Below are 16,118 nucleotides of genomic sequence, written 5' to 3'. Positions count from 1 at the left end.
AAGGCCCTTCGGCCGGAGAACTGCACCGGCTCGGGCGCGGTGGGCTGCGTCGCCGCGCACCCGCGCACCCGCGCACCCGGGCGGCCGTGCACCCGGGCGGCCGTGCCGGACGGCCGTGTCGGACGGGGGCTCAGACGCGGAAGGCCGCGACGTAGCGGCGGGGGTCGCGGCGGAGGTCGGTGTCCCAGCGGGCCGTGCACTGCTCCGCGAAGGTCTGCCCGGTGCGCAGCACCTCGTCGAGCGGGTCGAGGTAGTCCAGCACCTTCGGCTGTTCCAGGCCGGCGCGAACCCGGGCCCGCAGGCCTGCCCGGGCGAGCCGGACGAGTTCCGCCGCGAGTTCGCGGACCCGGTCGCCGCCGAGCAGGGTGTCCAGGCCGTCGGCGGGGAGCCGGGCCTTCGCCGCGCGGTGCTCCGCCACGCCGTGGTGGCGCAGCAGTTCCCAGGCCGCCGTCCGCGACGGGGGGTGGTAGGCGAGCCCCGTCCACAGTGCCGGTACGGCCGGGATGTGCGGGTACGGCGGGCCGTCCCCGGCCCGCAGTTCCAGGGTCCGGCGGACTCTGACGTCCGTCCAGATCTGCGACATGTGGGAGACCCAGTGGTCGAAGGTCGGCATGGTGCCGTCGTCGAAGCCCTGCCGCAGGATCTCGGCGAACGGCCGGTCGGGGGCGAGCCGGTACCGTCCGTCCGGGTCGCGGTAGTAGATCATCGGGATCCCCAGCGCCCAGTCGATGACGTCGTCGGCGGTCACGTCGGGCCGCAGCGCGGGCGGCAGGACGCCGCAGCGGCGCGGGTCCATCCGCAGCCAGTTCTGCGACCTGTGCGAGAGCAGCCCGTTCGATCGGCCGCCCTGGAGCGGCGAGTTGACGAGGAGTGCGGCGACCACCGGGGACGCGGCGGTCAGCATCCGCAGCTTCTGGGTGAAGTCCTCGTCGGACAGGTAGTCCAGGTGCACCTGGGTGGACAGCGACATCGACATGATCTTCGGGGCCCCGCTGCCGGCCTCGCCGATCCGGTCGAAGAAGTCGCGCATGACGGCACCGCGGAGCATCGGCACCCAGGAGACGGTGTCGAGCCGGTCGAAGGGGAGGTTGCCGCCGGGCAGGAGGGCCAGGCCGAAGCGCCCGACGAGTCCCGCGAGGCGCTCCATCGTGGCCCGCATGTCGTCCACGGCCGTGGCCAGGTCGGCGGCCGGGGCGGAGGAGTACTCGACCTGGCCGCCGTGTTCGAGCGTGATCTGGGCGGTGTCCGTCAGGTCCACGCCGGTCAGCCGACCGTTGTCGCGCCGGTCCGTGCCGCCCCATTCGGCGAGGACGGCCTCCAGGACGGCCCGGACGCCGTTCCTCCCCTCGTAGGGGGCGGCCAGCCCGGTTTCCGGGTCGACGATGCCGTTCTCGATCTCCAGCCCGATCCGCTCGGTCGCGGACGCCGCCGGGGCGAGCAGCGGTCCGAGGTCGTCGCGGCGCAGCGCCGCTCCCGTCGCCGGGCCGCCGCTCTGTTCGCCGGGTCGGCGCCGGGGCGCCGGTGCCGCGCTCACCCGGCCCGCAGCCGGGCGGTGTCGTCGGCGTGCTGCCCCCGGTCGATCACCTGGCCGACCACGGCCAGGGCCGACTGGGCGGCGCCCTGCATCCAGGCGTGCGCTCCGGACAGGTGCTCCCCGGCGAAGAAGATCCTCGGGTCGTCGGTCGGGTGCGGGGCGCCGAGCCCGGTCAGGTACCGGGTGTGCTCGCCGGGCGCGAGGTGGGCGAAGGCGCCGCCGCCCATGCCGACCTGGTCGTCCCAGTTCCAGTGCACGATGTCGTCCGCGTCGCGGAGGATGCCGGGGTGCAGCCGTTCCAGGCACTTCAGGACCAGCAGGTCGCGGTCGGCCGGCGGCAGGGTGGTGAAGCGGCGGGCGTTGGCCCCCCACAGGTAGGCGCCGACGAGCACCGCGGGCTCGTGGGAGCGCTGCGGGTCCCGGGCGGCCCAGCGCCTGCCGACGGTGCTCCCGTTGGTCCGGCCGTCGACGGGCCGGGCGTTGTCCGACGGGTACCAGCACTGCTGGATCGGCATGTCGGTGAAGCTGCCGCCGCCGAAGATCCGGTCGTCCAGTTCCCAGCCGCGCCGCTTGGTGTGCACGAGCGTCTTCGTGCTGCTGGCGTAGCTGATGCCGCGGATCGCGTGGCGCTGGTGGTGGGGCAGGCCGGGCCGGAAGCTGATCTGGTCGAGGGCGGGGACGGGGACGCAGCAGACGACGAAGTCGACGTCCTCGGTGATCGTGCCGCCGAGGCGCCGCCCGTGCACCCGGACGCCCCGGCGGGTCAGCGAGAGTTCGTCGATCTGGGTGGACAACTGGAGGGTCCTCGGCCGCAGCCGGCGTACGAACGCGTGCACCAGGCGGTCGGTGCCGTCGACCAGTTCCACCTGGCCCGCGTGGAACAGGCCGAAGTAGTCGACGAGGACCTCCAGCAGGGAGGACTGCTCGTAGTGGACCAGGCCGCTGGCGTGGCCGAGGAGGTCCCAGGCGTCCTGTGACAGGTGCTCGTGGACGTACTGCCACAGCGACACCGAGACGAGCCGGTCGAGCGCCGGGTCGTCCCAGTGGCCGTCCAGCACCCGCCGGCGCTGGTCGGGGGTGAGCGTCTCCCAGGCGGCCGTCAGCAGCCGGTCCAGGATCCGCACCGGGTCCTGCTTCTCGGCGGCGCGCAGCGCGTACGCCGGGTGCAGCGCGTGCACCTCCTGGACGCGGGCACGACGGCCGCGCAGGTGGTAGTAGGCGTCCGGGTTGAAGTTGACGAACGGCCTGGTCCGCAGGCCGAACTGGGACACGTAGTGGAGGACGCAGTGGTGGTTCCCGGGGATGCGCATGGCGCCCAGGTCGGCGTGCGTGCCGTCCCAGAAGCGGTGCGTGCGCACCCGTCCGCCGGGTTGGTTCGACCGCTCGTACAGGACGATGCCGAAGCCCCGGCGCTGGAGCTCGTAGGCGGCGACGAGGCCCGCCACCCCGGCCCCGATCACCGCGACGCGTCCGGTGGCGCCGGTCACCGGGCGCAGCAGGCCGCTGGGAAAGGCGAAGCTCTCGTCGAACATGGGCACCTCGCGTCGTCGTAGCCCTCAGCCTGGGGCAGCCCGCCGTCGCGAGCCACCAGACCGCGCCCATCCGAAGGTCGGTCCGCGGCTCCCGCGGGCTCCGGTGATCCGCTGCCCGCCGTCGGCCGTTCGGCGTAGCCTTCGTGCATGGCAGAGAGCAAGGTCCGGGCGGCGGCGGCACCGAAGGCGAAGGCCGTGCCGGGGGTGAAGCCGGGGAAGCCGGAGTCGCACCTGGCGATGGTGCGGCGGGCGCGGCGGATCAACCGCGAGTTGACGGAGCTGTACCCGTACGCGCATCCGGAACTGGACTTCGAGAACCCGTTCCAGCTGCTGGTGGCGACCGTGCTGTCGGCGCAGACGACGGACCTGCGGGTGAACCAGACGACGCCGGCGCTGTTCGCGAAGTACCCGACGCCGGAGGACATGGCGGCCGCGAACCCGGAGGAGCTGGAGGAGGTCATCCGCCCGACCGGGTTCTTCCGGAACAAGGCGAAGTCGCTGATCGGCCTCTCGATCGCCCTGCGCGACGACTTCGGCGGCGAGGTCCCGGGCCGCCTGGACGACCTGGTGACGCTGCCGGGCGTGGGCCGCAAGACCGCCAACGTGGTCCTCGGCAACGCCTTCGGGGTGCCCGGGATCACCGTGGACACGCATTTCGGGCGGCTGGCCCGGCGGTTCGGCTGGACGGCGGAGGAGGACCCGGTGAAGGTCGAGGCGGCCGTCGCCGAGATCTTCCCGAAGTCGGAGTGGACGATGCTGTCGCACCGGGTGGTCTTCCACGGCCGCCGGATCTGCCACTCCCGCAAGCCCGCCTGCGGCGCCTGCCCGGTCGCGCCGCTCTGCCCGTCGTACGGGGAGGGCGAGACCGACCCGGAGAAGGCGCGCAAGCTGCTCAAGTACGAGCTGGGCGGGCAGCCCGGGCAGCGGCTGAGGCCGCCGGGGGACTTCCCGGGGGAGGCCGCCGCCCGGGCCGACGCCGCCGAGCACCAGGGGCGGATCGCGGACCTGGCGGTGGGCGAGTGACCCGCGAGGCACGGCGGACTCCGGAGCCGTCGGCGGTGCGGGTGGTCGAGGCGGACGGCCTGCCGGCCTGGCTGGAGCCGGTGCGGGAGGCGGCCGAGCGGGTGCTGCCGGAGCAGCTGAGCCGCTTCCTGCCGCCGGTGGAGGGCGGCCGGGCGGCGGCGGTGCTGATGCTGTTCGGCGAGGGCCCGGACGGGCCGGACCTGCTGCTGATCGAGCGGGCCCGTTCGCTGCGCTCGCACGCCGGGCAGCCGTCCTTCCCGGGCGGCGCGCTGGATCCGGAGGACGGTGACCCGGACGGCCCTGGCCCGGTCGCGGCGGCGCTGCGCGAGGCCTGGGAGGAGACCGGGCTGGACCCGGCCGGGGTGCAGGTGTTCGCGGTGCTGCCGGCGCTGTACATCCCGGTCAGCCGGTTCGTGGTGACGCCGGTGCTGGGCTGGTGGCGCGAGGAGTCGCCGGTGCGGCCGGTGGACCAGGGCGAGACCGGTGCGGTGTTCCGGGTGCCGGTCGCCGATCTGGCCGACCCGGCGAACCGGGTGCGGCTGCGCCACCCGTCCGGGCACGTGGGGCCGGCCTTCGCGGTGGCCGGGCGGCTGGTCTGGGGGTTCACGGCCGGGGTGATCGACCGGGTGCTGCACCACGGCGGGCTGGAGCTGCCCTGGGACCCGTCCCGGATCGTCGACCTCTCGGACGAGGCGCTGGCCCTGGTGCAGGGCGATCTCGACCACTCCCGGGCGCTGCCCGGCGGCGACGCCGGTCCCACGTGAGGGGCCGTCTGCACGGCCGGGCCGCGGGCCGTGGGAGGGTGTCCGGGTGAACGTCCTGGATGTGCTGCTGATCGCCGCTGCCGTGGCATTCGCCGTGTCGGGCTACCGGCAGGGCTTCGTCGTGGGTGTCCTGTCCCTGGTCGGCTTCCTGGGCGGCGGCCTGCTGGCCGTCCAACTGCTGCCGCTGCTGCTCGACCACCTCAGCCCGGGCACGACGGCCTCGGTGGTGGCCGTGGTGGTGGTGATCGTGTGCGCCGCGATCGGCCAGGCGGTCACCGCGCACTTCGGCTGGAAGCTCCGGGGCCACATCGGCCGCCGTCCGGCGCGGGTGCTGGACGCGACCGGCGGCGCGGCCGTGAACGTGGTCTCGATGCTGCTGGTGGCCTGGCTGATCGGCTCGGCGCTGGCCGGGGCGTCGCTGCCGACGGTGTCCAAGCAGGTCCGCTCCTCGGCGATCCTCGGCGGCGTGCAGAACGCGCTGCCCGACGACGCGCCGAACTGGTTCTCGGACTTCTCCAAGGTGCTGGCCCGCAACGGCTTCCCGCAGGTCTTCAACCCCTTCGAGCACGAGCCGATCACCCAGGTCGACACCCCCGACCCGGCGCTGGCCGGCAGCCCGGCGGTGGCGCGGGCCAAGCAGAGCCTGGTCAAGGTGGTCGGCACCGCCACCTCCTGCAGCAAGACCCTGGAGGGCAGCGGTTTCGTCTTCGCCCCGCACCGGGTGATGACCAACGCCCACGTGGTCGGCGGGGTCGACGAGCCGACCGTGCAGATCGGCGGGGTCGGCCAGCTGTACGACGCGACGGTGGTCCGCTACGACTGGCAGCGCGACATCGCCGTCCTGGACGTGCCCAAGCTGAACGCGCCCCCGCTGTCGTTCGCGGGCGAGGCGAAGACCAACGACAGCGCGATCGTGGCGGGCTTCCCGGAGAACGGCGCCTTCAACGTCCAGCCGGCCCGTATCCGCGGCCGGATCCAGGCCAACGGCCCGGACATCTACCACCGCGGCCAGGTGGTCCGCGACGTCTACTCGGTCCGCTCGCTGGTCCGCCAGGGCAACAGCGGCGGCCCGCTGCTCACCCCGGACGGCCAGGTCTACGGCGTGGTGTTCGCCAAGTCGCTGGACAGCGCCGACACCGGGTACGTGCTGACCGCGGCCGAGGTGCGGGAGGACGCGGAGAAGGGCGGCACCGCGAGCACCCGGGTGGACACCCAGGGCTGCGCGCTCTGACCGGGCCCCGGGGCGCTCCGACGCGCCGGATCCGACGATCCGATATCCGTCACACCGTCAGTCCGCCCTGGTAGCCTCTGCCGCGCTCACCCGTTCGGCTCAACCGGGCGCCGTCCCGGAGTGAGTCTTACGGGAGGTCGTGGTAGTCCGATGATGGGTCACTCGCACGCGGTCAGTGGGGCGATGCTGTACGCCGCCTCCGCACCGTTCCTGCCCCCGCTGCTGCTGCACACCACGCTGCAGCCGGCGGACATACTGATGGGCACGGTGCTGTGCGCGGGGGCGGCCCTGCTGCCGGACCTCGACCACCACGACGGCTCGATCGCCAACTTCCTGGGGCCGATCTCCAAAGCGCTCTGCCGCTTCGTGGCCTGGGCCTCCGGCGGGCACCGGCACGCCACCCACTCGCTGCTGTTCGTCGCGCTGATGGGCGCCGGCACCTGGGCGGGCGTCACCTACCTGGGCCGCAACTTCACCCTGGTGCTGACGTTCTTCCTGATCGCGCTCGCGATCCGGGCGCTGCGGCTCTGCCCGCCGGGGGACGGCCCGGAGAGCTGGATCACCGTCATCGGGCTGTCCGCGCTCGGCACCTTCGGGATGAACACCTGGATGCCGAACTCGCCGGGCTGGCTGCCGTACGCGGTGGCGCTGGGCACCCTGGCGCACCTGCTGGGCGACTGCCTGACCAAGAAGGGCGCGCCGCTGCTCTGGCCGCACAAGGAGCGCTACGAGGTGGTGCTGATCAAGCGCAGCGGCAACAACGTCGAGACCAAGGTGCTGGTGCCGATCATGTCGGTGGCGACCTTCGTCCTGCTCTGGTTCACCGCGGTGTCGCCGACGATCGTGAACTGACCGGCCGGCCTGACCGTCCGGCCTGACCGGCCGAACCGATCGGCCGGCCGACCCGGCCGACCCGGCCGACCCGGCCGACGGGACCGACCGGCCGGATGACGCGGCGCGAGGCCTCAGGTCTCGCGCCGCAGTCGTGCGCCGACCCAGCGGGCGCGCCGGCCGAGGATGCGGGGGATGCCGAGCTGCCGCTGCGCCGGGCGCGGACGGCGGTCGGGGCCGTCGTAGCCGAGGTCGTCCGCCCAGTCGGGGCGGTGGGCGGAGCGTTGGGAGCTGTTGTGGCGTCGGGCGCGCGGGGCGCCGCCGCGATCGGGCATCCAGGTCATACCGGAATGGATGCCCCTGGGCCGGTGGGGGTAACCGCCGGGCACGCGTCGAAATTGGCCTATGCGGTTGTCATATGTGCGTCAGATCAAGGGAGTTGGGACCAAGGGCCCTTCCCGCCCGGCCCCTTCGCCGCTCCTGCACCGTCACTCCTTGTGACGGCCGACCCAGTCCAGCAACTCCGCGGTGAACTGCTCCGGGGCCTCCTCGTGCGGGAAGTGCCCGACTCCCGGCATCAGCCGCCAGCGGTACGGCGCCGCCACGTACTCGCCGCCGCCCAGCGCGGTGTGCGACAGCAGCACCGGGTCCGCCGCGCCCTGGACGTGCAGGGTCGGCGCCGTGATCGGCTTCTTCATCCGCCGGGCGAACTGGATGCCGTCCGGGCGCGCCATCGAGCGCAGCAGCCAGCGGTACGGCTCGATCGAGCAGTGCGCCGTGCTGGGGATCTGGATGGCCTGCCGGTACGCGTGCACCGCCTCCTCGTCCAGCCGGTTCGGACCGGCCCAGGCGTCCAGGTAGCGGCCGACCAGCGCGGCGTCGTCGGCCACCAGGCGGCGTTCCGGTATCCACGGCCGCTGGAAGCCCAGCACGTGCTCGAAGGCGGCCGCCTGGCGGCGGTCGGTCAGCAGGGCCCGGCGCAGGTCCCGGGGGTGCGCGGCGGAGACCACGGTGAGGCTCTGGATCACCGACGGGCGCATCACCGCCGCCACCCAGGCCAGCGTGCCGCCGGCGGCGTGCCCGACCAGGTGCGCCCGGCGTTCGCCGAGCGAGCGGATCACCCCGGTGATGTCCAGGGCGAGGTTGCCCGGGTCGTACCCGCGCGGGGTGCGGTCGCTGCCGCCGATGCCCCGCAGGTCGAGCGCCACCGCCCGGTAGCCGGCCTCGGCGAGCGCGGTCAGCTGGTGGCGCCAGGCCCACCAGTACTCGGGCCAGCCGTGCACCAGCAGCACCAGCGGGCCCGAGCCCAGCTCGGCGATGTGGAACCGGGCGCCGTTGGCCGCGAGGTCGCGGTGCGTCCACGGGCCGCTCTGCCGGACGCTCCAGGCCTCGGCGCCGCCGTCGGGGGCGGTGTCGGGGGTCTCCTCGGCGGGCTCCCCCCCGGGTGCCAGGTCGGGTCCGGAGTCGGCGGACGGCTGCGCGGGCACGGGCTTCTGGTCAAGCGGCATACCGAGAGCGTGTCACATCCGTGCGCCGGACGGCGCCCGGTACTCGCTCCCGGCGGGTCCGGGCGGGCGGCTGTGCGCCGCCACCGGAAGGGCCGTTACGGGATGCGGCCCAGGGCCCGGTCGATCTCCTCCTTGGTGGCCGGGCGCGGCCGGGCGTTCTTCAGCACGTCGGCGGTCTTCTGGGCGCCCTCGATGGTGCGGTGCGGCTTCTCGATCCGCTTGAACGAGCGCCAGGCCATCAGCCCGAGCAGCACCGCGAGCAGCAGGTAGGCGCCGGCCACGATGAGGAACGACCAACCGAGCGACAGGCCCAGCGCGTGGATGCCGAAGGCCGCCGCGGCGCTCAGCATCGGGACGGCGGCCAGCGCCACCACGGCGGCGACGCCCAGCGAGACGCCCCCGGAGACGCCGCGCTTGACGTCCGCCCGGATCTCGGCCTTGGCGAGCGCGATCTCGTCGTGGACCAGTGCGGACAGGTCGGCGGTGGCCGCCGCGAACAGCTGCCCCACCGAACGCTCGCCCTCGTAGGGCGCCCGGCCGTTGCTGGACGGGTCTGCGGCTCCTGCGGGCATCAGCGGTTCTCCTCTGCGGCTGTGCGGCGTGACGCCGCCGCGTGGTGCGGTTCGGGGGGCCGGAGGGGCCCGGAGGCGTCAGTGGACTGTCGACAGCTCAGAATCATGCCCCTACCGGTCAGTCGCACACCACTCCGGGGCCCCGCCGGGGGGACGTGTCCGGGCGCTGCCGGGCCGCTGGCGGGCCTCAGCGGGGCTTCTCCGGCCCCTCGCCGTCGGGCCGAGGGGCGAGTTCGGCGGTCCGGGCCCGCCAGGCCGGGTCGTCCTCCTGGTAGACGTCCGGGACGCCGTCGCCGTCCACGTCCCGGTCCTCCTCCTCGCACAGCTCGCGGTAGTGCCGGTTGCGGAGCTTGAGCAGCACGGTGGCCACCGTCGCGCAGAGCAGCGAGCCGACCAGGACGGCCGTCTTGGAGAGGTCGGCGAGGGCCAGGTCGTCGCGGAACGCCAGTTCGCTGATCAGCAGCGAGACGGTGAAGCCGATGCCCGCGAGCACCGAGACCGCGAACATGTCGGCCCACTTGAGCTTCGGGTTCAGCTCGGCCCGGGTGAACCGGGCGGCCAGCCACGTGCCGCCGAATATGCCCACCGTCTTGCCGACCAGCAGGCCGATGACGATGCCGAGCGGCGTGGCCTGGGTGAACACCTCGCGCAGCGTCGGGCCGGAGATCGTCACCCCGGCGGCGAACAGCGCGAACACCGGGACGGCCAGGCCGGCCGAGAGCGGACGGACCAGGTGCTCGATGTGCTCGCCGGGGGAGTGCTGCTCGTCGCCCTCCCGGTGGCAGCGCAGCATCAGGCCCATCGCGACGCCCGCGACCGTGGCGTGGATGCCGCTCTCGTGCATCAGCGCCCAGTTCACGACGGCCAGCGGCACGAACAGGTACCAGCCGTGCACCCCGCGCCGGTGCAGGAACCAGAACAGCACCAGGCCGGCGAAGGCCAGGCCGAGCGCCCAGAACTTGATGCCGGAGCTGTAGAAGACCGCGATGATCAGGATCGCGATCAGGTCGTCCACCACGGCGAGGGTGAGCAGGAAGGCGCGCAGGGCGGACGGCAGGTGGCTGCCGACCACGGCCAGCACGCCGAGCGCGAAGGCGATGTCGGTGGCGGTCGGGATGGCCCAACCGCTGGGGTGACCGCCGCTGCCCGAGTTGACGAGGGCGAACAGGATCGCCGGCAGCGCGACCCCGCAGACGGCGGCCACCACCGGGAGCAGCGCGGCGCTCGGGGTGCGCAGCTCGCCCGCGACGAACTCGCGCTTGAGCTCGATCCCGGCCACGAAGAAGAAGATCGTCAGCAGGCCGTCCTTGGCCCAGTTGCCGAGGGTGAGGTCGAGGTGCAGCGGGGCGGACGGCCCGACGGTGTAGTCGAGGACGCTCTCGTACGCGTGCGGCCAGACGTTGGCCCAGACCAGTGCGACCACGGCGGCGAGCAGCAGCAGGATGCCGCCGACGGTCTCGGTGCGCAGGGCGTCGGTGATGAACGTCCGCTCGGGCAGGGACAGCCGGCCGAGCAGCTGCCGGCGGCGGGTCGTCGGCTCGTGGACGGGCGGCTGTTCGGTCACGAGGACCTCCTGAGGGGCTGGGAGCGGCAACGGATGCACGTGTGGTGCAGTTGCCGACCAGACTTCCCGGCGCGCCCTGTGACGCTCGGATTCCCGTTCAGGGATCTTGATGCGTCGTTAACAGTCTAGGGGATCGTTCGGGTGACATCCGGATTGTCCTATTAAAGGACTTAAGCCCTGAGGGGTGGTTCTGCACTCCGGAGGAGCAGTGGCACGGCACCCGAATGGCCTAGGCCGCTCGCAGACGGGTGAACGCGGCCCTGCCGTCCCTGTCGTCTCTGTCGTCCCTGTGGTCTCCGTCGCCCTTGCCGTCGGTCGCAGGCGCCGCCCGGCCCCGGCCGCCCCGCTGGCACACCCCGGCGGCCGACCGGAAGCGGGCTTCGGACTCACGGCATCGCTGTGCCCCGGGCGGTGACCACCGCCCGGGGCACGCTTCACCGTGTCGGCCGGCTCAGCCGTTGCCACCCGCCGGCGGCAGCTGGGCCTGGATCTGGCTCATCACCGTGCTGTCGGCGAGGGTGGTGGTGTCACCGACCTCGCGGCCCTCGGCGATGTCGCGCAGGAGACGGCGCATGATCTTGCCGGAGCGGGTCTTCGGCAGCTCGCCGACCACCTTGACCTGCTTCGGCTTGGCGATCGGGCCGAGCGTGCGGCCGACGTGCGCGCGTAGCTCCTCGACCAGCTCCGGGCTCTCGGTGGCGCCGCCGCGCAGGATCACGAAGGCGACGATGGCCTGGCCGGTGGTGGCGTCCGCGGCGCCGACCACGGCGGACTCGGCCACCGACGGGTGGCCGACCAGGGCCGACTCGACCTCGGTGGTGGAGATGTTGTGGCCCGAGACGAGCATGACGTCGTCGACCCGGCCGAGCAGCCAGATGTCGCCGTCCTCGTCCTTCTTGGCGCCGTCACCGGCGAAGTAGCGGCCCGCGAAGCGCGACCAGTAGGTGTCGATGTAGCGCTGGTCGTCGCCCCAGATGGTGCGCAGCATGGACGGCCACGGCTCGGTGAGCACCAGGTAGCCGCCGGAGCCGTTCGGGACCTCGTTGGCCTCGTCGTCGACCACGGTGGCCGCGATGCCCGGCAGGGCGCGCTGGGCCGAACCCGGCTTGGTCTCGGTGACGCCCGGCAGCGGGCTGATCATCATGGCGCCGGTCTCGGTCTGCCACCAGGTGTCCACGATCGGGGTCCTGCCGGCGCCGATGTGCTCGCGGTACCAGATCCAGGCCTCGGGGTTGATCGGCTCGCCGACGCTGCCCAGCACCCGCAGCGAGGACAGGTCGAACTTCGCGGGGATGTCGTCGCCCCACTTCATGAAGGTGCGGATCGCGGTCGGCGCGGTGTAGAGGATCGTCACGCCGTACTTCTGGACGATCTCCCAGAACCGGCCCTGGTGCGGGGTGTCCGGGGTGCCCTCGTAGATGACCTGGGTGGCGCCGTTGGAGAGCGGGCCGTAGACGATGTACGAGTGGCCGGTGACCCAGCCGATGTCGGCGGTGCACCAGTAGACGTCGGTCTCCGGCTTGAGGTCGAAGACCGCGTGGTGGGTGTAGCTGGCCTGGGTGAGGTAGCCGCCCGAGGTGTGCAGGATGCCCTTGGGCTTACCGGTGGTGCCCGAGGTGTAGAGGATGAACAGCGGGTGCTCGGCGTCGTGCGCCTCGGGGGTGTGCTCGGTGGACTGGCGCGCGGTGATCTCGTGCCACCAGACGTCACGGCCCTCGGTCCAGGCGATGTCCTGCCCGGTGCGGCGGATCACCAGGACGTGCTCGACGCCGTCGACCTTGGTGAGCGCCTCGTCGATGGCCGGCTTGAGCGCGGACGGCTTGCCGCGGCGGTAGCCGCCGTCGGCGGTGATGACGAGCTTGGCCTGGGCGTCCTCGATGCGGGAGGCGACGGCGTCGGCGGAGAAGCCGCCGAAGACCACCGAGTGGGTGGCGCCGATCCGGGCACAGGCGAGCATCGCGACGACCGCCTCGGCGATCATCGGCAGGTAGACCGCGACCCGGTCGCCCTTGCGGACGCCGAGCTCCAGCAGCGCGTTGGCGGCCTGCGAGACCTCGTCCTTGAGCTGGGCGTAGGTGATCGAGCGGCTGTCGCCGGGCTCGCCCTCGAAGTGGATCGCGACCCGGTCGCCGAGTCCGGCCTCGACGTGGCGGTCGACGCAGTTGTAGGCCACGTTGAGCTTGCCGTCGGCGAACCACTTGGCGAAGGGCGGGTTGGACCAGTCCAGCGTCTCGGTCGGCTCGACGGCCCAGCTGAGGCGGCGGGCCTGCTCGGCCCAGAAGCCCAGGCGGTCCTCGGAGGCCTGCGCGTACGCGGCCGCGGTGACGTTGGCGGCGGCGGCGAGCTCTGCCGGCGGGGCGAATCGCCGCTCCTCCTTGAGCAGGTTGGCCAGGCTCTCGTTGCTCAACGCGCACTCCTCATCGAGTCATGATCGGAGACGATCCCGTGCGTGGGGATTGTCCCGTGTGTCCCAGCGCACAGCTCACCAGGCGAATGGGGCACTTGACAAGAGCCTCCGGGTAATTGGTGTAGACCTTTGACCGGCAGTCGAACGGACCATCGTACGGCGTACCGCCTCTGGGCGGTGCGCCGTACGACGGCCGGAGGGCCCGCGCCCCGGCCCGCCCGGCGGGGACGCGGGCCCGGCTCTCAGGCGGCCAGCCGGGGGCCGTCCTCGGCGCCGTCGGCGGGAACCCGGCCATCTTCATTCACCCGTTCGGGCGTGTCGCCCGCCGGCGACCCGGTCGGCGGTGCCCCTGGCGCTGCCCGGCCGGCCGTGGTTCCGGCCGCTGCCGTCCCGATGCGCGCCTCGATCGGACTGAACGTCCCCTCGGCCCGGTCGAGCACGTAGGCCTGGGCGGTCGCGAAGTCGAAGTACATCCCGACCAGTCGCAGGGTGCCCTCCTCCACCCGGCGCTCCACGGCCGGGTTGGCCAGCAGCTGGTCCAGCTGCTGGACCACGTTGGTGATGCAGAGCTGCTCCACCAGGTCCACCACCGGCCGCGCGTCGAACCCGGCGGGGATCCGGCGGAGCCGGTCCAGCGAGCCGCGGCCGTTGCGCAGCCAGCGGGCCAGCGGGGTGGGCGGCCCGGGGCGCTCGTGCACGCCGTCCAGCAGGGCCTTCATCGCGCCGCAGCCGGAGTGGCCGCAGACCGTGATCGAGCCGACCTCCAGGACCTCGACCGCGTACTGCACCGCGGCCGCCACCGAGTCGTCGGCCGCGCCGGGCTCGTACGGGGCCGGCACCAGATTGCCGACGTTGCGGACGGTGAACAGGTCCCCCGGGCCGCTGTTGGTGATCATGCTGGTGACCATCCGGGAGTCCGCGCAGGTCAGGAAGAGCTGGGAGGGCGTCTGCCCCTCCCGGGCCAGCCGGGCGAGTTCGGGCCGGATCAGCGGGGCGGTGTGCTGCTGGAACACCCGGACGCCGTCCAGCAGTCGGCCGTGTGGGTCCTCCTGCTGCTCGATGCAGTGGTGGCCGACCCAGGGCGTCCAGGCCCGGCAGCGGTGCGGACCGGGTGAACTGCCCGCCCGGACGGTCCCGTCGGGGTCGAGCACCTCGTCGTCCCTGCGGCGCGTCACCATCGAGACCCGGCCGCCCGCGGCCTGGTGGCCCGTCCGCCAACTGTGCAGCGTCTCGTACGCGGCGTGGTCCAGGAAGGAGCCGTCGTGGACCACGGTGACCTCGGAGCCGGAGGGGATCCCGGCCAGCGCCCGGCTCAGCCGGGGCACGGCGGTGAAGGTGAGCGGCCCGTGCGTCTGGACGGTGACCGCGCCCGCCGGGCCGGCCAGCACGTCCACGTGGGCGCGGGTCAGCCGGTAGAGCGCGAGCAGCACGGCGGTGCCGGCGCCGAGCGCGACGCCCCACAGCACGCCGAGCGCCACCACGGCGAGCACGGTGGTCAGGTAGACCGGGAACTCGCGGTGCCGGTGCACGTTGCGGATGTGCGCGAAGCTCACCATCTGCAGCCCGACCACCAGCACCAGCGCGGCCAGCGCGGCCAGCGGGATCCGGCGCAGCCCGCCGGTCAGCGCCAGTGCGGCGGCGAGCACCCAGACGCCGTGCAGCACCGAGGACCACCTGCTCTGGCCGCCGGCCCGCACGTTGGCGGTGCTGCGGACGGCGCCGCCGGCGACGGGCAGCCCGCCGACCAGCCCGCTGACGATGTTGGCCAGGCCCTGGCCGCGCAGTTCGCGGTCGAGGTCGCCGGTGCGGCGGGACATCCGGTCGACCGCGACGGCGGACAGCAGCGACTCCACGCTGGCGACGGCGGTGACGGTCAGGACGGCGGCCAGCACTCCGGCCAGCGGGCCGTGCGGCAGCGCGGGCACGAGGGCGTGCGGCTGCCAGGCGGGCAGCCCGATGTGGGCGAGCCGCAGGTCCAGGGCCAGGGCGAGCGCGGTCGCGGTGGCGACGGCGGCCAGCGGGCCCGGCACCTTGGCCAGCCTGGCGCCGAACTCGCCCGCGCGGCCGGGGAGCCGACCGAGTCGGGGCCAGCCCAGCAGGACGGCCGCGGTCACCGATCCGGCCAGCAGCGCGGGCGGGTGCGGCCCGGCCAACTGGCCTGGCAGCGCGAGGAGGTTGGCGATCGCGGAGCTCTGCGGGGAGCCGCCGAGGACGACGTGCAGCTGCGCGATGGCGATGGTGAGCCCGACCCCGGCCAGCATGCCGTGCACGATGGCGGGCGAGACGGCGAGCGCGGTCCGGGCCACCCGGCGCACGCCGAGCAGGAGTTGGAGCAGCCCGGCGGCCAGGGTGATGGCGCAGGTGGCCCGCCACCCGTACTGGACGATCAGTCCGGCGGTGATCACGGTCAGCGCGGCGGAGGGGCCGCTGACCTGGAGCGGGGTGCCGCCGAACAGCCCGACGACGATGCCGCCGACGGCCGCGGCGGCGAGGCCGGCGGTGAGCGGGGCGCCGGTGGCGAGTGCGATGCCGAGGGAGAACGGCACGGCGATCAGGAAGACCACCAGGGAGGCTGAGAGGTCCTGGGCCCAGCGGGCCTTGGTGCCGGGGCCCGGTGGCGCGTGGTCGGTGGTGTCGGAGGCGATGGGGGCGCTGGAGATGTCGAGGGTCATTGTCTTCCCGTCTGTCCGGGGGAACGAACGCAGTCAGGTCCGGCGGTGAGTCCGGGGTGGGGCTCCGGGGCGGATCGGCTGTCGTGGGTCGCGACGGTGTGGCGGGATGGCGTGGGCGCGGCGGGGAGTGCGGGTGTCACCGGCCGGACCTCGACCATCAGGGCCCGCCAGGGACCTGGGCGAGGTGCGGGACGTCTCGCCGAGGGCCGTCGGGACGGACCATCAAGACTCGGTAAACCGAGGGTAATGAAAGCTTTGCACAGCGTCATTCCGGGAGGGAAGGGGAAAACCCCCCGATTCACCCCATTGGGTGGTGTTCGAACCGCTGGGAATCTGCTGGCGGAGCCGGGGACGGCCGGGCGTTCGGTGGCGCCGGGCGGTCCGGACGTGCGGAACGGGCCGTGGCCCTCCCCGGGGAAGGGGGGAGGGGGCCGGCCCGTTCGGGCGGTGCGGCGGGAGGGGCGCGCCCCCGCCGGGGCG

12 protein-coding genes are annotated in these 16,118 nt (G+C 73.5%); 4 read left to right on the top strand and 8 right to left on the bottom strand.

Features of this window, described 5'->3' with window-relative positions; translation table 11 throughout:
- Positions 1-130: 130 nt before the first annotated feature.
- The gene (locus tag AB0O82_RS01960) at positions 131-1,534 is read right to left on the bottom strand and encodes a glutamate-cysteine ligase family protein (RefSeq protein WP_363579687.1); all 1,404 of its coding nucleotides are present in this window, start codon (positions 1,532-1,534) and stop codon (positions 131-133) included.
- The gene (locus tag AB0O82_RS01955; RefSeq protein ID WP_363579686.1) at positions 1,531-3,066 is read right to left on the bottom strand and encodes an FAD-dependent oxidoreductase; all 1,536 of its coding nucleotides are present in this window, start codon (positions 3,064-3,066) and stop codon (positions 1,531-1,533) included. Before AB0O82_RS01955 ends, AB0O82_RS01960 begins: the two co-directional genes overlap by 4 nt.
- A gap of 147 nt (positions 3,067-3,213) precedes the next feature.
- Between AB0O82_RS01955 and nth the strand changes: the two genes are divergently transcribed.
- From nth to AB0O82_RS01935, 4 genes are all read left to right on the top strand, one after another.
- Entirely contained in the window at positions 3,214-4,089 is an 876-nt protein-coding gene (gene nth / locus AB0O82_RS01950) for an endonuclease III (RefSeq protein WP_363579685.1), read from the top strand.
- Entirely contained in the window at positions 4,086-4,853 is a 768-nt protein-coding gene (locus AB0O82_RS01945; RefSeq protein WP_363579684.1) for a CoA pyrophosphatase, read from the top strand. The genes nth and AB0O82_RS01945 overlap by 4 nt, the downstream gene beginning before the upstream one ends.
- A 46-nt stretch (positions 4,854-4,899) precedes the next feature.
- The gene (locus AB0O82_RS01940; protein WP_363579683.1) at positions 4,900-6,084 is read left to right on the top strand and encodes a MarP family serine protease; all 1,185 of its coding nucleotides are present in this window, start codon (positions 4,900-4,902) and stop codon (positions 6,082-6,084) included.
- A 150-nt stretch (positions 6,085-6,234) separates the two neighbouring features.
- Positions 6,235-6,936: a metal-dependent hydrolase gene (locus AB0O82_RS01935; RefSeq protein ID WP_363579682.1), complete on the top strand. Its 702-nt coding sequence runs from the start codon at positions 6,235-6,237 to the stop codon at positions 6,934-6,936.
- A 113-nt stretch (positions 6,937-7,049) separates the two neighbouring features.
- Here the strand turns inward: AB0O82_RS01935 and AB0O82_RS01930 are convergent, their stop codons facing one another.
- The 6 genes from AB0O82_RS01930 to AB0O82_RS01905 form a co-directional block, all read right to left on the bottom strand.
- Positions 7,050-7,259: a hypothetical protein gene (locus AB0O82_RS01930; RefSeq protein ID WP_063348672.1), complete on the bottom strand. Its 210-nt coding sequence runs from the start codon at positions 7,257-7,259 to the stop codon at positions 7,050-7,052.
- A gap of 144 nt (positions 7,260-7,403) precedes the next feature.
- Positions 7,404-8,423 (bottom strand): alpha/beta hydrolase, encoded by a 1,020-nt coding sequence (locus AB0O82_RS01925; RefSeq protein ID WP_363579681.1) that lies wholly within the window; start codon positions 8,421-8,423, stop codon positions 7,404-7,406.
- Positions 8,424-8,518: 95 nt separating this feature from the next.
- Positions 8,519-8,995, bottom strand: a complete 477-nt coding sequence (locus AB0O82_RS01920; RefSeq protein WP_063348673.1) for a phage holin family protein — start codon at positions 8,993-8,995, stop codon at positions 8,519-8,521.
- A 187-nt stretch (positions 8,996-9,182) separates the two neighbouring features.
- A complete protein-coding gene (gene nhaA / locus AB0O82_RS01915) occupies positions 9,183-10,559 on the bottom strand; it encodes a Na+/H+ antiporter NhaA (protein ID WP_363579680.1) in 1,377 nt (458 codons plus the stop codon).
- A 451-nt stretch (positions 10,560-11,010) separates the two neighbouring features.
- Positions 11,011-12,966: an acetate--CoA ligase gene (gene acs / locus AB0O82_RS01910; protein WP_363579679.1), complete on the bottom strand. Its 1,956-nt coding sequence runs from the start codon at positions 12,964-12,966 to the stop codon at positions 11,011-11,013.
- Positions 12,967-13,208: 242 nt separating this feature from the next.
- Positions 13,209-15,638, bottom strand: coding sequence for a SulP family inorganic anion transporter (locus AB0O82_RS01905; protein ID WP_363579678.1), 2,430 nt, complete (start codon positions 15,636-15,638; stop codon positions 13,209-13,211).
- Positions 15,639-16,118 lie beyond the last annotated feature (480 nt).

The sequence above is a fragment of the Kitasatospora sp. NPDC088264 genome (assembly GCF_040685715.1).
GTDB lineage: Bacteria > Actinomycetota > Actinomycetes > Streptomycetales > Streptomycetaceae > Kitasatospora.
The sequence above is the reverse complement of the archived record's forward strand: the minus strand, read 5'-3'. Positions and strand labels throughout refer to the sequence as shown.